The organism is Ciceribacter sp. RN22 (assembly GCF_024054295.1).
In the GTDB taxonomy this organism is placed as follows: Bacteria; Pseudomonadota; Alphaproteobacteria; order Rhizobiales; family Rhizobiaceae; genus Allorhizobium; species Allorhizobium lividum.
The window spans coordinates 4,743-17,509 of the sequence record NZ_JAMXLD010000024.1; the positions used below are offsets into that span (position 1 = coordinate 4,743).

11 protein-coding genes and 1 pseudogene are annotated in these 12,767 nt (G+C 61.4%); 8 read left to right on the forward strand and 4 right to left on the reverse strand.

Going from position 1 to position 12,767, the window contains the following annotated elements; translation table 11 throughout:
* Positions 1-478: calcium-binding protein (locus NHF53_RS23010; protein WP_374591316.1), on the forward strand; the 478-nt coding region annotated here is incomplete at its 5' end.
* Positions 479-905: 427 nt separating this feature from the next.
* Positions 906-2,882, forward strand: a complete 1,977-nt coding sequence (locus NHF53_RS23015) for a 7TM-DISM domain-containing protein (RefSeq protein ID WP_252836282.1) — start codon at positions 906-908, stop codon at positions 2,880-2,882.
* Positions 2,883-3,046: 164 nt separating this feature from the next.
* Here NHF53_RS23015 and NHF53_RS23020 read toward each other — a convergent pair.
* Positions 3,047-3,211 (reverse strand): annotated as a pseudogene (locus tag NHF53_RS23020) (transposase); the annotation flags it as partial.
* Between the two features lie 443 nt (positions 3,212-3,654).
* On the opposite strand from NHF53_RS23020, the gene NHF53_RS23025 reads away from it, so the two are divergent.
* From NHF53_RS23025 to NHF53_RS23035, 3 genes are all read left to right on the forward strand, one after another.
* On the forward strand, positions 3,655-4,107 hold the full coding sequence (locus NHF53_RS23025) for a DUF4189 domain-containing protein (RefSeq protein WP_252836283.1): 453 nt from the start codon (positions 3,655-3,657) through the stop codon (positions 4,105-4,107).
* 101 nt (positions 4,108-4,208) lie between these two features.
* Positions 4,209-4,925 carry a DsbA family protein gene (locus NHF53_RS23030; protein ID WP_252836284.1) on the forward strand — a complete coding sequence of 239 codons (717 nt, stop codon included), beginning with the start codon at positions 4,209-4,211 and terminating at the stop codon, positions 4,923-4,925.
* A 297-nt stretch (positions 4,926-5,222) separates the two neighbouring features.
* On the forward strand, positions 5,223-6,956 hold the full coding sequence (locus tag NHF53_RS23035) for a hypothetical protein (RefSeq protein WP_252836285.1): 1,734 nt from the start codon (positions 5,223-5,225) through the stop codon (positions 6,954-6,956).
* Positions 6,957-7,555: 599 nt separating this feature from the next.
* On the opposite strand, the gene nadS is transcribed toward NHF53_RS23035, so the two are convergent.
* From nadS to NHF53_RS23050, 3 genes are all read right to left on the reverse strand, one after another.
* Entirely contained in the window at positions 7,556-7,840 is a 285-nt protein-coding gene (gene nadS / locus NHF53_RS23040; RefSeq protein ID WP_252836286.1) for a NadS family protein, read from the reverse strand.
* The gene (locus NHF53_RS23045; protein ID WP_252836287.1) at positions 7,837-8,193 is read right to left on the reverse strand and encodes a type II toxin-antitoxin system RelE/ParE family toxin; all 357 of its coding nucleotides are present in this window, start codon (positions 8,191-8,193) and stop codon (positions 7,837-7,839) included. The genes nadS and NHF53_RS23045 overlap by 4 nt, the downstream gene beginning before the upstream one ends.
* Positions 8,194-8,366: 173 nt before the next feature.
* On the reverse strand, positions 8,367-8,573 hold the full coding sequence (locus tag NHF53_RS23050; RefSeq protein WP_252836288.1) for a hypothetical protein: 207 nt from the start codon (positions 8,571-8,573) through the stop codon (positions 8,367-8,369).
* Positions 8,574-8,838: 265 nt separating this feature from the next.
* Between NHF53_RS23050 and NHF53_RS23055 the strand changes: the two genes are divergently transcribed.
* The 3 genes from NHF53_RS23055 to NHF53_RS23065 all read left to right on the forward strand — a co-directional run bounded on the left by NHF53_RS23055 (position 8,839) and on the right by NHF53_RS23065 (position 12,723).
* Positions 8,839-9,051 carry a WGR domain-containing protein gene (locus NHF53_RS23055; protein WP_252836289.1) on the forward strand — a complete coding sequence of 71 codons (213 nt, stop codon included), beginning with the start codon at positions 8,839-8,841 and terminating at the stop codon, positions 9,049-9,051.
* A 1,244-nt stretch (positions 9,052-10,295) separates the two neighbouring features.
* Entirely contained in the window at positions 10,296-11,780 is a 1,485-nt protein-coding gene (gene murF, locus NHF53_RS23060; protein WP_252836290.1) for a UDP-N-acetylmuramoyl-tripeptide--D-alanyl-D-alanine ligase, read from the forward strand.
* Positions 11,781-11,841: 61 nt separating this feature from the next.
* Positions 11,842-12,723 carry a S9 family peptidase gene (locus NHF53_RS23065; protein WP_252836291.1) on the forward strand — a complete coding sequence of 294 codons (882 nt, stop codon included), beginning with the start codon at positions 11,842-11,844 and terminating at the stop codon, positions 12,721-12,723.
* Positions 12,724-12,767 lie beyond the last annotated feature (44 nt).

Consider the following 12,767-nt stretch of genomic DNA (forward strand, 5'->3'; position numbering starts at 1 on the left):
GCCGACCGCAGGAACGAGTAGCGCTGACTGGCTCGCCGGCTCGGATGTCAACGACATCCTGACCGGCGGGGGTGGGGCCGATACGCTCCTCGGCTTTGGAGGCAACGATACGATCCACGTCTCGGATCTCGCCTTCGCCCGGATCGACGGCGGGGCGGGCACCGACAGCCTGGTGCTCGACGGAAGCGGCATTTCGATCGTCTTCCCGGCGCTCGCCTCCGACACGGTCACCGGCATCGAGATGATCGATATCGGCGGCTCCGGCGCCAACAGCGTGACGCTGGACCTGCAGTCGGTGCTCGACATGTCGGATACCACCGACACGCTGATGATCGTCGGCGGGACGGACGACAGCGTGACGGCGGTCGGGTTCACTGCTACCGGCGGCACCGAGACCTCAGGCGGCGTGACGTTCGACGTCTACACCAATGCCGGGGCCACGCTCTGGATCGACCAGGACATGCAGATAGCGGTCTGACGCCGGACTTCAACTCCTGTCGCCAAATCTCCCGGGGGGCTTCGCCTCCCGGGTTTTTCTTTTTCGAGGCCGGCGATCCTGCCCTGCGCGACGCGAACATCGGCGAGTCCTGCTCACGCCACAAGCACGGCGAGCCAGCTCGAGCGTGTCTGTTCGGCGCTTTCAGCCGATTTCCCGCTGAGTTGTATCTCGTAACTACACGTCAACTATGCTTGCATTGAGAGCATATTCCGGAGGTGTAGCAACTATAGCGCGCATCGCTCTCAGTACATGGACTTGAGTTCTCGCTCGTCGGTAGTGTCAGGGGGAAAAGTCTGAACCAATTTGGAACAAAGGTGCTCAAGTGCCACCTTTTAAGTTCTAACTAATTACTATATTCGCTACATATTCAGTTGATTATTCTTTCACTGCTCGGCGGCCATATCGCGTGACTTATCCTTTCGAATGCGGCGATGGCGGCAATGTGCACAGCGCGGCCAGATCCGGTCCCTTCCGTTTTGCGTCCGTCAGGAGATTGTGCATTCGTGCGCTCATCGTGCATGCATTATCCACGTGCATGTTCCACACGTTCCTGTCGCCAACGCATGCGGCCGAAGCGCGTCTGTTGGCCGTAGAACTGTTACGGGACGAGAACGGTTCCTTGACGGCCTCCGAGGTAGCCGTGTCGCGGTCGTGGCGTACCCTCCCAAACAGTGGCTTTGCAGCGGGCTATTCCTCTGACACTTTTTGGGTCAGGCTCCGCTTCGTCGGGCCTGCGGGCAAGGCGGGAGTAATCTTCACACTTCCAACTTTCCTGGACGAGGTAACGTTCTTCGTTCCAAATCCAGGCGAGGGAAGTACAGTCTCTGAGGCAGTCAACGCGTTTGAGACCTATTCCCAAGGAGATACGAGGCCCGCATCGGGCCGGATCTTCCGATGGCGGGGTTTTGCTGCCCCGGTGCTCTTCAGTGGAACCGATCGCGACATCGCATATGTCCGCGTGAAGTCAAAGAGTTCGGTACTCTTCTGGCCGCAGATCGACACACAGGCACGCTACTCCGGCTATCTGCTGGTGGAAAGTCTCCTCGCCGGCGCGCTTATCCTGGGCGTCCTGGCTATGTGTGCGGCCAGTGCGATCCACTGGGGGGTGCATCGCCTTTCGATCTTCCGCGGAATAGCCATATATGCAGCCGCAGCCTTCATTTTCCTGCTCACCCGCGACGGATACCTGTCTCTTGTCCAAGCCGCTCCACCGGCTCTGTTGGACAGAGGGGTTGGTGTCTCCATGTGTCTTTTGTTAGCCGCCGCTATCGTTTTCTACAGGGATGCCACCCGGATTACGCTCGTTTCGAGCTTGCTTGACCATGTCTCGCGCGGCTTGCTCCTCGTCAGCCTCGGCGGTGCAATCGTGGCGGTGGCAGGAGGCTACAGTAGCATTGCCTATTTGTCCCTGTTGCTCGGCCTCGCAGTGGCCCTGGGCTGGGTTCCAGCGTGCATCCTCCTTTCTCACCGCAAGAAGGCTCTCCGTCATCCACGGGTCCTCGGGGCTGGCCTGATTGGAATTCCCATCGGATTCATTATTACCTGTTTGCAGTTAGTCGGCGTCGTCGGCCCTTCTCCCCTTGCTTTCTATTCGTCGGAAATCTCGTTGTTGGTTTCTGTCCTGTTTAATTTCACCTTCACCGTCGCTGAAAGCGTGACCATGAGGAAGGAGCACCGAGAGGCGAAGGCACATCTGGCGATGGAGCGGATGGCCGCCGATCTCAGCAGGCAGGCTGCCGAAACCCATGGCAACTGGGTCAAGATATTCAGTCATCAAATCAAAACGCCGCTCGCCATCATTACGGCCAGTAGCCGAAACATCGAGAGGATCGAGCCCCGGTCCGAGATTCTCGAGCGCACTCGCAGGATTTCCGGCAACGCAGGCAAGATTGACGAACTCGTCCAGTCCTTGTTGCATATCGAGGATATCCGAGCGAGGCTCAATGAACGCCGGACTCTTCCCTTCGATGCGCTGGACCTGGCACGCTCCTGCCTCAAGGCCGCGGGGCACGAAAACGGCCCTTGCGGTGAGGTGGGAATCGTCGGTCATGGCGATACTGATATTCTCGCCATCGGGCTTAGCAAGCTGATCGATAACGCGCAGCTTCATAGCGGGGCACGGGCGTCGGTTATGGTAGAAGTTGCCCAACGGAATTGGAAAGGGCGGGCCGGTGTCGTCTTTCATGTGCGCGATTCTGGTCCGCCGCTTGACGAGGAGGTTCGAACCAACATGTTCGCCCGTCACTGGCGCGGAAAGGGGTCGAAAGGCCATGGCGTCGGGCTGTGGGCCGCCGTCCTCATTGCCGAGGCCCATGGCGGGCAGGTCCACTATGAACGAACCCAGTTCGGACAAAATCAGTTCTCGATTTGGATACCCGAATGAACGACAAAGACGCAATGCGGCCCAGCGCGACTTTCTCTGATTAATCCTCACTTGGCGACGATCGGCGATCTTTGACATTTCGACAGCGGTGTGGCCTGCCGCGGCGCTTTCGGACAGTGCGTTCAAGCTAATCCTACTTTGTTTTCAGATTCGATCGGACGGAGATAGCTACCCGTGCGCAGCTTCGGAATGCGCAGCTCGACGGTGGCCGTCCGTGTCTCCCAGTCCCTGTTGCGGTCGCCGTTATGCCAGGCCAGCCGGAAGCTATTCTTCTCGCCATCGCCTGTGCCGGTTTTCGTGCCGACCTTCAGCGCCATCAACCACTCGGCGTTGACTGACCGCCGGATGATGGCCAACGGCGGCGGCACCTTCGCGACTGCAGGTGCCGGTCGCGACCGAGAGCCACGCTCCCGAATACTAGAAAGAACTATGGCAGGTAAATAACGTCTAATATTGTGTATTAGTAAATAATCTCCCTATTTTTATAGTAAATTTATGTCGATTCGAGGAAGTCACAGCGTGCCGGAATGGCGTAATCATACCCGGATATCAAACGGCATCCTTTGCAGCCCACCTGGCGGGCGAAGCGACGCCGGCAGTCATGCCATGCGCGCCTTCGCCAGCGGGAAGTGCGAGGGTCCTTCTCGCCGACAGCAGGCAGAGCAAGCCGTCGTTATCCGTTCCGTCCGCAACTTTGTCGGCGCGGTGGACCACATGACGCCGGATTGAACGCTTTGGGCAGCCTCCCCATGGGAGGCAGGAGGACAGGACAATGAAACCTATTTCCGGATTGTTTGCAGCCGCAGTCGTTGCGCCGTTGATGGTCAATTCCGGGGATCCGGCCGCGACCGGGCCGGCACGCCAGGAGCCGCGAGGGATATGGGGAGCCATCGCCTATTCACCCGCGACGGATCGGCACGGCTTCTTCTGGGGCGCGGACAGGCAGGCGGATGCCGTGGAGCGGGCAATCAGCGACTGCCGGACGGCGCACGGCACCGATTGCCATACCGCCGTCGTCATCCTCAGCGATCTGAACGGTAACGATGCTCCCGCCGCCCGACGCTGGCACTGCGCGGCCTATGCAGTAGGCCGGCCCTCCACCGACGGCCTGCCTTCTTGGGGAGCCGCTGCCGCTCCGACGCGCCGCGAAGCCGAGCACAGGGCGATTCACGAATGCGGCGGCGAGGAAAATCAGTGCCGTATCCATGAATGGGTCTGCACATAACGCAATGACGCCGTATGGCAGGCCGACGTACGCATGCCGGACGAGCGGAGCGATGTGCCGAGCTCGCCTGTGCTCTTCTTATTCAGCAAAGGACCACCAGGATGCAGACTTCCCCTATGCACCGCCCAAACGGCATTTCGAGCGGAAAGAGGCGGTTGCGCCGGGCGGTCGCCGTGGTGCTCGCCGTACTGGCATGCAGTGCGGACGCGCCTATGGCGCTTGCAAAAGACGGCGCGCTTCGGCCTGTTTTGGGTCGCCAACCCGATGCGCGGGCCGCGGCAGAGCCGGACAAGGGATCGCGATCCGGCGGCCTGCCGGATATGGCGATGGGAGCGGCCCGCGCTCCCGTCACGATCATCGAATATGCGTCGCTCACCTGCGGGCATTGCGCGCGCTTCCATGCGACGACATTGCCGGTCATCATGAAGCGCTACATCGACAGCGGAAAGGTTCGCTACATTTTTCGGGAATTTCCCCTCGACACACGCGCGGAGGCCGGTGCCATGCTCGCCCGCTGCGCGAAGGATAGCTATTTCGATGTCGTTGCTGCCTTGTTTCAACAGCAGGGAAAATGGGCGCACGCGATCGACGCGCAAAGGGCGCTCCTGCGCGTGGTGGCTCCCCTCGGGTTTTCGCGTGCCTCGTTCGAGGCATGCCTGACCGACCGCAAGCTGCAAGCGGATGTCGAGACGGTGCGCGCCCGCGCGACCGCGGAGCTCGGCGTCAGGGTGACCCCCACCTTCTTCGTCAACGGGACGAAATACACCGGTGCCCTTTCTCCCGAAAAACTTTCGGCCATCGTCGACGCGCTGCTCTAGCCGCTTTCGAGGCACAATTGTCCCGCATCCCGGCGAGCGGATGCGGGCAGCACGCAGCCGTGAGGGGAGGAGCCTCCCCTTATGTTGCCTATTAGCGCCGCCGCGGGGCTCACTTCTCCAAAGCCGCAAATCATCAGCAGAATTGGAAGTCTTGGAAGGCTGAATGACGAAGAATCGGACAGGTGGAGCCGGGATCCGGCTCTTTTCGCGCGGGCGGCTTCGGCTTGCCCTCTCCCCGAGCGGGGTGTCCCTCCGAAACGGGACGGACACGGGGCGCGACCTCGCCGGGGCCGGCAAGTGAGGCCCGCTGCTTTGCCTATCCTCCTTGCGAGGCTTCGCCCCGAAGTGGAGAGCGGGATTGTCGCGCTTGCAGATCCCTTGCCCTCCTACGTCCTGTTCTTCTCGGTGAGCGACGGGGTGAGACGGGCCGAGGTCGTGACGGTTACGGCTCCGGATTTCGCGACCGCGTGGCGGCGGGGAACGCAACGCGTCGAACGACTGGTTGCCTCCAGGAAGATGACGGTGCAATTCTTGCGCGTCGACTGGGTCGAATACGCCGAGGCGATGACCTGGCGCGACCTGCAGAAGCGCCTAGAGGTGACCAAACGCAACTATTTCCGGCGTGGCATATCGCTGGATGACAAGTTCAAGCACGCCTTTCTCGAAGCCGAACTCAACAGCAACGCGATGCTCTATGGGGGAGCCACACTCGCGCATGCCGTTGTGAACCAGGGCAATTTCCGCAGATATGCCACTATCCGGCATGGGCTGAAAGATCTGGCGTTTCCGGAAGAGGAGACCGTGTGGGTCTTCTCGAGCCGGGGGGCTTTCGCCTCCGCCGGATCCCCGGATGTTCACCTGCTCGGCGGGGCGGGCCTGACCGCCGGACGGCGCATCATCGATCGTCTGACGGCCGATGACGTGACCGGGCTGATCCGCCGCGGCAGCGCCTATCTCGCCTCGCAGGTCGGACCGCAGGGCCGGTTTCATTACGGCTGGCATCCATGCTTCGACCGGCCGATCGATGCCTATAACAGCCTGCGCCACGCCAGTACCCTCTATGCCATGATCGAGGCGTACGAGGTGACCCGCGACCTGCAACTCAGGCAAGCCATCGATCGCGGCCTCGAATACCTGACGGGCGTCCTCATCAAGACGGTCGAGCGCGAAACCGCTTCGCTCGCGTTCCTTGTCGATCCCAGCTCCGAAATCAAGCTCGGGGGGAACGCCGTCTGTCTGCTTGCCCTCGCAAAATACAGCGAAGTCACAGGAACCGACCGCTATCTCGATCTTCTGGAACGGCTCGCGCTCGGCATCCTGCACATGCAGGATCCGGAAACCGGCAGGTTCAGTCACGTTCTCCTCCATCCCACGCTCGAGGTGAAGGACGAGTTCCGCATCATCTACTATGATGGCGAGGCCGCGTTCGGCCTGATGCGCCTCTATGGCCTGACGGGCGACGCAAGGTGGCTGGCGGCAGTGAAGAAAGCGTTTGCCTATTTCATGGAGGCCGGGCACTGGAAGGCGCACGATCACTGGCTCGCTTACTGTGTGAACGAACTGACGCGCTACGAACCGGACGAGCAATACTATCGCTTCGGCATCAAGAACTTCGTGGACTATCTCGATTTCGTCATCGAGAGGATCACCGCCTTCCCGACGCTCCTGGAACTGATGATGGCGGCTGAGAAGATGATCGTGCGGCTGCAGGGCCAGCCGGAATATCGCCATCTCCTGGACGAGGTGGATCTCGACAAGTTCTATCGGGCGCTCGAGACCCGGGCGCGCCATCTGCTGAACGGACATTTCTGGCCTGAACTGGCGATGTTCTTCGCCAATCCGGCGAAAATCGCCGGCAGCTTCTTTATCCGCCACCATGCCTTCCGTGTCCGCATCGACGACGTGGAGCACTATCTGTCCGGTTTCGTCGCCTACCTGCGTTTCCTCCAGGAACGAGAGGCTTCGAACGAACCGGCGGCGGTGGACATCGCCGGCGAGCAGCCCGATCTGCTCGTCTCCGCCGCTATGTGACCGCACTTCGCGACGGCGAATGGAGGACACGCAAGCCGTGGAAATCGCCGCCGAGGTTGGCGTTGAGCTTGCCGTAGCCGGTGTTGACCGTCAGGGTGAAGGAGTCGCCGCCGACCTCGACGCGGCGGTTGCGGGCGACTTGGCGAAGAGGCGGCAGGCCGTTGCGTTGGGATCGGTGCTTTCGAGACCTCCGGATGTCGGGACAGGTGAGGAGTGCTCCGACGCAGCAGGGCAACCCGGGGCGGGGCCGCGCGACGTCGACGCGCTTTCTTCCGCAACCGCCGCGTCGAGATCGGCCGAATCCGGAAAGTCAGACGAGTTGGGTACGGTAGCCCCTCGCGAGGATCGCTGCAGGCAATGTCGTGACCGCGATCGACACTGCGTTGTCGCAGCGAGCGGCGTCAGTCATGGTGGCGACATTGTCGATCTGATGAACGTGCGCGAATTGCTCCCGCTCTTCCGGCGGGGTTTCCAAGCCGAGGCCGAAGAGCTGTTAGGGTGTCCGAGGGGAAGGGCCGAAGGGGGTTCCCCTCGCCCAGGCCCGTGCCGCTCGATGCGGACGTCGAGCGGCCCGGACCTGGTGCCCGGGCACACCGGACTCAGGCGCGGATCGCCTGCGCCACCGTGTCAGGGGCTTTTTCGATCACCTTCAGCAGCAGCATCGCAGCGCGATCCGGTTGGCGGCGTTTCTGCTCCCAATCCTTGATCGTGCCAGCGGGCAGACCATACCGCTTCGCAAACTCTGCCTGCGAAAGTTTCTGGCGCTTGCGAATGGCCGCAACGTCGATGGTGTCTGGGACGAAAACAGCGGCGGGTTCTGCGCGGCCCTCTGCGATCGCCAGTGCTTCATTTGCGCTCTGGATAAGCTCTTTTCCGAAGGTCATGCCTTCTCCTTTCTCTGTCTGTAGGCATCGGCCAGCTTAGGAAGGATGCGGGCCAGTTCGTTCCGTTCAGCTTTCGAGAGGTTTCCCTTCTCGTTCTTCCCGTAGATCGCGAGGGCAAAGACGGGAATATCCCCGCCCCCGTAATAGTGAATGGTACGGAATCCTCCGCTTCTTCCTTGGCCGTCGCGGGCATGGCGCAGCTTTCGCGCCCCGCCCGTCCCGGCCATCAGCGCCCCACCCTCGGGGTCGGCCGCGATTACGGCGACAATCTCTTGAAGCTCGTTGTCGGACAGGCCGCACCGCTTGGCCTGCGAAAGAAAGTAGCGGTTTGAATTACGCTTTGCATAGGGCAAATATACGGCACTGCCGTCCATTGGTCAAGATGAGTATGCGGCGGTGCCGTATATATGCGGGACGCTTGGGCCTTTAGCTGAAATGCACCACCCCTCGGCCATTCTCTGCCCGATGATCCACAGCGCCCTGTTGAGCTTGATGTCCTGATTGATGCCATTGACGGGTCGGGACTTCATGCGGCGCGGGTGACCGAACTGGTCGCGGAAAACGCCTCGCAAGCCGCCCGTGATGCAGTTTTCTTGCGCGACGTCGAAGACGGTCCAGAGATCGCATGCGCGGTCGTCATGACGGCGGGGATCAGGAGTTGTTCCGGCCTGATCGGGGTTGTCGTTTCGCCCTCGCTGTCGCCGAATCGGACGAGATCGGCGGCCTCGGCCATGATGGTCTGTTCGCTCTTCCGGCGGGATTTCCGCGCCGAGGCCGAAGAGCTGTTAGGGCGGGCAGGGGTGTCCGAGGGGGCCGAAGGGGGTTCCCCTCGCAGGTCCGCGTGGGTGCCACCAGGCACAAGCGGCCCGGCCTTCGGGCCGGGGTTGCGGCGGCGATCAGCAGCAAGGCGGCCGCCAATCAATCCGGTCGATTCTCCATGCAGGATCGATTCCGTTTTCTGATTGGACATATGCTCTCCAAATGGCGAGTATCGGAGAATGGAAGGATTGGATCAGATCTACGGCGAACGGTTCGACGAGGAGCGGAACATGGCGCGTTATTACGCGCTGGAGATTTCGCCGAACCTGTTTGGCGAAGTCGTCCCTGAGCGGCGTTGGGGACGGATCGGCGCGAAGGGCCAGAACAAGGTCGACGCATTTTTCGAAAAGCCGCCCTCGAAAGCGAAGCTGTCCGGGAATACTTCGGCCTAACCCTTCACGAATCTGCCTAACCGATCAATCCGGAAACCGAGCTCGCCGCTCGATGCGGCGAGAGAACGGAGAATGCTTGGAAAATGTGAGGAAAGTCGCTATATTCAGTTCCGGAGTGAGGAGCGACCTTTCGGCCGCCCCCCGTTTCCTAGGACATGAATGAGACCCGGATCGTGAGTAGCCAGCTCTTCCGGGTCTTTTTCAATTCTAGGGAAACACTCAGTGGCAAGAACCACATCGTCTTTCCTCCGTTTGAGGGCAAAGCCTGTTGCCTCAGCCAGACCGGCTTATCCTGTCTGGTTGGCGCGGGCTGGCTCCGCGCCTGCTGCTTTAGCCCTCAAATTTCGAATCTCGTTTGCGTCTTTAACACATCTGTCGGTTTGCCGCATGAAGAATGCGCTACCCTTGCGAGCGACGCCTTTTCCTCAATTTTCCCTCTCACCTCTCACCTCTCACCTCTCACCTCTCACCTCACGCCTTCATGTCGGCCATTCTCTGCCCGATGATCCACAGCGCCTTGTTGAGCTTGATGTCCTGATCGATGCCATTGACGGGTCGGGACTTCATGCGGCGCGGGTGACCGAACTGGTCGCGGGAAACGCCTCGCAAGCCGCCCGTGATGCAGATTTCTTGCACGACATCGAAGATGGTCCAGAGATCGCATGCGCGGTCGTCATGACGGCGGAGACCAGGAACTGTTCCGGCCTGATCGGGGTTGTCGTTTCGCCATCGCTGTCGCCGAATCGGACGAGGTGGGCGCCTCGGCGAGAATGGCCTGTTCCTCGGGTTGCAGGCAGGTGCCGGACCAGTCCTGCCGGGCGGCAAGGGTGCGCTCGGCCTCGCCAAAGACCTTCCAGGTCCCTTCGATGAACTTGTCCTAAACGTCTGCGGAATGACGGACCCTGATTGCGTCGATGGTGCCGGTTTGCGTGACGAGCGAATTGAGGCAGCGGATGCTAAAACAAGCCTGCCATCAGTTCGTAGGCGCTGGTTCCGTCGTTGGTGTTCTTGAGGAGGATTTCGCAGACGGTGTTTCCGACATTGTGGCTCTTGCCGTCGTCTACACGCGCCGCCAGTGCGCCACGCTAATGTTGTTCATTAGAAGCGCGAGGTTCTAACAAGCAGAGGAGGGCCCCGATGCGGCGCGGCTGCGGGTGAGCAATCTCAGTTGGGAATGTCTGACGCTTTGCGACGAATGACCATGCGCCCGATCGCACTCATCAAAGGCCAACCGGAAATCTGACATGCAACCTATACTTTGGACCCCGGCCGAGCTCGCCCACGCTGTTGAGGGCGTATGGATCAGAAGCCCCGGCGTACGATGGCGGCCGACCTCCGTTCGTGCGCAACTCCCCTCGCGGGATAATCTGCCCGTCTCGGAACATGCGATCAATTTCATCTATGGCGAATCGCGGCTTGCGAGCGCGCTCGAAACACTCTCCGGAAAGCGCGGGGGCAGGGGATGTCTCGTCCTGCCGAGCAACCTGATCACCGCGCAGGTGCTCGAACGGGCTGAATTGCCGATCCTGGCATGCCCTCCCACCGCAAGACCTCTCGCCGATCTCGCCCGAGCCGCGCGGGCGCGGTTTTCCGGCAGGCTCGTCCTTGTCGTCGGGTCAGTTGGCAAGACGACCACGCGCCAGATGATAGCCCATGCCCTGCGGGAATACGGGACCGTCACCGCCAATTACGGAAACCTCAATCTCGCCACCCATGTCTACGAGATCCTGGCCTCGAGCAGCCCGAATACGGGTTACGTCGTGGCTGAGATGGGGCTGCTGCGCGGCGCCAACTTCGCGGAAGCCGCCATGGTTCTGAAGCCGGATGTCGTGGTGTTCACGCATCTGGGCCTGGCTCATATCGACGCGGTGGAAAAGCAGGAGGAAGATCCTGACCATCTGGTCGAGCAGATTCTGAGGAAGAAGGCGCAGGCTTTTCAGGGGCTCACCCGTTTCGGCGCGGCGATCGTCAACGAAGACATGCCCCTCGCGTCGCAGGCGAGCGACATCGCCCGCAAACAGACCGGGAGGGTGACCACGTTCGGCCGGAATCCCGAATCCGCCTTCCGTCTGCTTGATCTGACCCTTTCCGGCACTGGCAGCCGCATTTCCTGCCAGTGCCGCGACAGACGGTACGAGTTCGAGATAGGGACTGTCGGCGCCGCCCCGGCGAGCAACTGCATGGCGAGCCTTGCAGCCGTCGATGCCCTCGGCCTCAAGCTCGAACCGGCGATTGCCGCACTCGCGAGCTTCTCCGGCGTGGAAGGACGCAGCCAGCTTCGACGCTACGACTACCGGACCGGATCGGTCTGGATCCTCGACGACAGTTTCAATGCCACGCCGCTTTCGATGCGGGCCTGTCTCGATACGCTGGGCAAGGCCGCCCGTTTCCATTCGGCAGGACGGCGTATCGCGGTCCTGGGCGATATCCGCCATCTCGGCCCGCAGTCGGGCGAACTCCACGCCGAATTGTCCGAGGCCGTCGCCGAGGCGCGTATCGACCGGCTCTATACGATCGGCAGCGAAACGCCCAGCCTGCAGTCGGCGGTTCCCCCTGCGATACGCGCCGGCCATTACGAGACGCGTGAGGACCTGGTGTCGGCCCTGCTTTCGGACCTGCGGACCGGCGACATGGTGGCGTTCAAGGCATCAAGCCCACTGAAGTTCTGGGAGCTCGTCCGCATCGTCGCCCAGAGGATTGAACAGGAAGAGCCGGCGTTGGCGAGTTAGGCAGGTGACCGGTGTCCGGATCGCTCCGGTCACTCGGACCGGGCGCGCAAGGTATGAAGTCATGATCTATTGGCGGATCCTCTTCTTCCTCGCAACCGCGATGGCCGCGCTGGCGCCCCTCATCGCCGCCGCGAACGAACTGAAGTGGAACGGTCCCGCCGACCGGAATGACTGTCCGCTCGGCGATAATGCCGTCTGGGTCGAATTCGGCGCCGGAGAGGGCTGTATACGCTATTTCGTCGGCGGAGAGGTGAGGGATGCCACCACAGTCCTCGTCTTCCTGCGCGGAGACCGGGACGATTGGGCGAAGCTGAACCCGGACGATATCCCGCTGAACTCGGTCGAGGGTCAGGAATCGCTTGCACGGAAGATGGCTGAGAAGACGGGTCTGCCGACCATTCTCCTCGAACGCCCCGGCACTTTCGGCTCGAGCGGCAATGTCTGGAACCGGCGGTTGCCGGGCGAATACCTGGCCGTCGATGCAGCGCTCGATCAGTTGCGCCAGCGCTACCGCATCGCCCGGTTCGTGCTTCTTGGCCATAGCGGAGGCGCCACCCTGGCGGCGGGTCTGATGACGCTGGGCCGCAAGGATATATCCTGTGCCGTTCTCACCTCCGGCGCCTTTGCGCTGACCGAGCGCGCGCGATTGATGAGTTTGCGGAATGGCTGGCAGATGCCGTCGAACGACTATCTGTCGTCCCTTTACGACCCACTCGATCATGTAGACGGGATCGTTCCCGACCCTGATCGCGAGATCATCGTGATCGGCAACACGCGCGACAGCAACACGCCTTTCGCGTTTCAGGAACGGTTCGTCCAGGCCGTCCGGGCCCGGGGGCACCGGATTAGGCTGATCGACTACCCGGCCGCCGAACCGCGTTATCACAACCTGAAGGACCAGATCGGCATCAAGATCGCGGCCGAATGCGGAGCAAGGAGCTAGCCGTTGGCGCATGCATCGGCACGAGGGATAGCCGGTCCGCCGTT

Bases quoted from the DNA above. Each gene is read 5' to 3' on its own strand.
- NHF53_RS23025 (WP_252836283.1), top strand. From the start codon at position 3,655: ATGAAACCTATTTCCGGATTGTTTGCAGCCGCAGTCGTTGCGCCGTTG.
- NHF53_RS23030 (WP_252836284.1), top strand. From the start codon at position 4,209: ATGCAGACTTCCCCTATGCACCGCCCAAACGGCATTTCGAGCGGAAAG.
- nadS (WP_252836286.1), bottom strand. From the start codon at position 7,840: ATGACCTTCGGAAAAGAGCTTATCCAGAGCGCAAATGAAGCACTGGCG.
- NHF53_RS23050 (WP_252836288.1), bottom strand. From the start codon at position 8,573: ATGGCCGAGGCCGCCGATCTCGTCCGATTCGGCGACAGCGAGGGCGAA.
- NHF53_RS23055 (WP_252836289.1), top strand. From the start codon at position 8,839: ATGGAAGGATTGGATCAGATCTACGGCGAACGGTTCGACGAGGAGCGG.
- murF (WP_252836290.1), top strand. From the start codon at position 10,296: ATGCAACCTATACTTTGGACCCCGGCCGAGCTCGCCCACGCTGTTGAG.
- NHF53_RS23065 (WP_252836291.1), top strand. From the start codon at position 11,842: ATGATCTATTGGCGGATCCTCTTCTTCCTCGCAACCGCGATGGCCGCG.